The organism is Stenoxybacter acetivorans DSM 19021 (genome assembly GCF_000745895.1).
GTDB lineage: Bacteria > Pseudomonadota > Gammaproteobacteria > Burkholderiales > Neisseriaceae > Stenoxybacter > Stenoxybacter acetivorans.
The window spans coordinates 1-3,028 of sequence record NZ_JQKE01000116.1; the positions used below are offsets into that span (position 1 = coordinate 1).

Genomic DNA, 3,028 nt, shown 5'->3' on the forward strand with positions numbered 1-3,028 from the left:
TCACATGCGGCACGTCAGGTGCGGTTGCATCAGGAACTTTGGCTTCTTTTGTGGTGCTGTTGCCGTAATCGTCTTCGGCAATAATGCTGATTTTATCGCCGTCTTTAAAATTACCCGGATTGGGAATGCGCCAGTTGCCGTTTTTATCAACCACAACGCTGCTGGTACTGCCATCGGGCATCTTCACGATAATGATATTACCGGCATCACCTTTACCGACAATCGGGTCTTGCCCATTAATCTGACCAATTTCGCCGCTCGGATTGGTTTGATTCACCACAACATGACTGCCGTTTGGCAAATTCCCGGGATTTTCTACGCTCCAATTGCCATTTTTATCAACAGTGGCAGTAGCCGTATTGCCATCGGGGAAGGTAACGGTAATTTTATGCCCGGGTGTCCCTTTACCATTTAAAGGGTCGTGCGGATTAGCAGGAACAGTCATTTCGTAATCAGGCACATCAAGACCATTTGCCGGCAGACGAGTAATCAAACCCGCACTTTTTTTATGTTCAGCCAGCACTTTGCCATTATCATTCAATGCCATTGCCACAATCTGCATGGTATCCAACCCTTGGCGGAACATACCAACATCAATCTCTTTGCCATTGATGTCTAAATGCAATTCCCATTTACCATTTTGCACAACGGTTTCACACACCACCGTGGAAGCTTTACTGTCCAACCCCAAGCGCGCCAAATCTTTTGGGCTGATGGTTACGCGAATTTTAGTGCCGTCGGCAATGTTATCAACATGCCCGAAAATATGTACTGAAGCCGCAATTTTACCATTGGCAATGTCTGTGCCTTTGGTTACATCATTGCCGTTTTTATCACGGAATACGGGGGAATCAATACGTATGGTGGGTGCCGGCGCAGACGGAGGCGATGATTTACCGTTATCCCCTTGACTCAAACCGATAACAGCGGCAGTAATCACCGAACCATAGCCAAACCACGGTTTCCAACCGGCAACATCTACCTCTGTTTGCGATAACAGCGGATCTATGCTTTCAATAGAATAATATTGAACTTCTGCCAAACACTGATTTTTAGAAACGGTGGAAATGAAATACAGGTTGCCAACAGCATCTTCAACCGCCAAATGATTGGTATTATCGCCGGCAGCTTCACCTCGTCCCCGTGTACTTTCTGATTCACACATCTGGCTGAAGTAGCCATCAATAATAATTACTTCACCATTCGACAACACAACAAGTAACTGGCTTCCCTCTTGTTTGATGTCAACAATGGTGTCATTGCCTATGTTTAATTTCACCACCACAGCATCGCCGTTAGGTGATAAATGCGTAATATCCGCGCGTACACCTTCTACGGCTGATAAAACTTTTTTGCTTGCACGACTAATTATGTCAATATGCGCCATGATTTGATCCCCACTTTCGTGTTTGTTTAAAGTTTAAATTTTGCTATTGGTTAAGCACAATAAAATTTGTACATAAATCGGTGGTTAATTTGAATTTCAGCTTTTATAAATAAACTTACCCAGCTGAATTATTCAATCCGGCATCCATTCAAAAATTTATATAGCCAACCCAATTAGCTGACAACTTAAATCGCATTCTATTCCAAAAATCAATAATAAAAATTTATTTGATATTTTTTTATTCATAAATAACAAATATTTATAAATAATAGATACTAGTTTCTTTAATTGATTACGGTGAAATTATTTTTTAATAACATAATTTTTTTAAAATACAAAATACACTAATTAAATTATTTTAACAATTTTATATTGTTTATTTTAATCAATATATACCGAAGAATAAACTAATGAACACTTTAGAACAAACAAGAATAATTACGGATAAAGCCTTATTTACCTATTTCAATTAACTGACAGAAATCAATTTACTCTAAGAAAAAGACCATTATTTAATTGACTGAATTTTGCTAAATACCACACAAAAAAAACCGCATAATTTTCATGCGTTAATAGAATTTGACATCTAGTAATTATAGTTTATATAATTATAATTACCATAAAGACAGGATTTGTGGTTGCGCAAACCCATTACGCTGTGATTGCAATCAGAAACAATATTGACTATCATGGATATTTTTAACGTACATCAAAGGAGTAAGCAATTTACCTTCATATAATTTACTATATGTAACTGCTTTTAAATTTTATCCTCCTTATAATAAATAGTTCCGCATAGCAAACATATTCCGCATGGCGAACATAATTTCAGAGAAGGGTAGTTAGCTGTTATATCGCTAAACTACCATTTTTTTATACTTGAATCACATAAGGTACATAAAGATGAAAACAGCAGCTCAAAAAATCAGCAATCGTGAAAGAATCATCGCAATCAGCCTGCAGCTCTTTAACGAGCGGGGTGAGCGCAATGTCGGCACGTTCCATATTGCTTCAGAACTGAGCATCAGCCCCGGCAACCTCTACTACCATTTCAAAGGCAAAGATGAAATTATCTTGCAGCTCTTGCTGATGCATCAGCAAGAATTAATGGAGCTGCTGAAATCATTCGGCACAATGAACTGCCTGGAAAATTTTAATCAAATTATTAATGCCTTGTTTGACAAGATGTGGCGTTATCGTTTCTTGATGACAGACACCTCCTCGCTCACTGAAAAATATGAAAAACTCTTCCAGACTCATTACGAGTTCATGCAATACAACATTATTCCGTTTTTAGATACCTTCTTAATGCAGCTTGATGCCGATAATGTCATTGATGCCGACATCACCATACGTGAAGAATTGATAATTAACAGTTGGCTAGTCACCAAACACTGGTTTTGTTTCAGCTACTACATCTCCGGTAACCAATTCAGTAAAAGTGCGCGTTCCAAAGGTGCACGCCAGCTCTTGTCGCTGTTCCGTTCTTACGTCACCGAAGCGCATCGTTCCGAATTTGACAGCATCATCAACAAATATATAGAGGAAGAAAACGAAATCAAAGCTGCATACTTACTGGAAACAACAGAGAACAACAGAGAACAACAGAGAACAACAGAGAACAACAGAGAACAACAGAGA

Annotated in this window: 2 protein-coding genes; one reads left to right on the plus strand and one right to left on the minus strand. The window is 38.8% G+C overall.

The window, feature by feature from the left end; translation table 11 throughout:
- Positions 1 to 1,387 (minus strand): BapA/Bap/LapF family prefix-like domain-containing protein (locus Q384_RS10745; RefSeq protein WP_037588017.1); only part of this gene is annotated, 1,387 nt, incomplete at its 3' end.
- Positions 1,388 to 2,290: 903 nt separating this feature from the next.
- On the opposite strand from Q384_RS10745, the gene Q384_RS10750 reads away from it, so the two are divergent.
- Positions 2,291 to 3,028: TetR/AcrR family transcriptional regulator (locus tag Q384_RS10750; protein WP_051940921.1), on the plus strand; the 738-nt coding region annotated here is incomplete at its 3' end.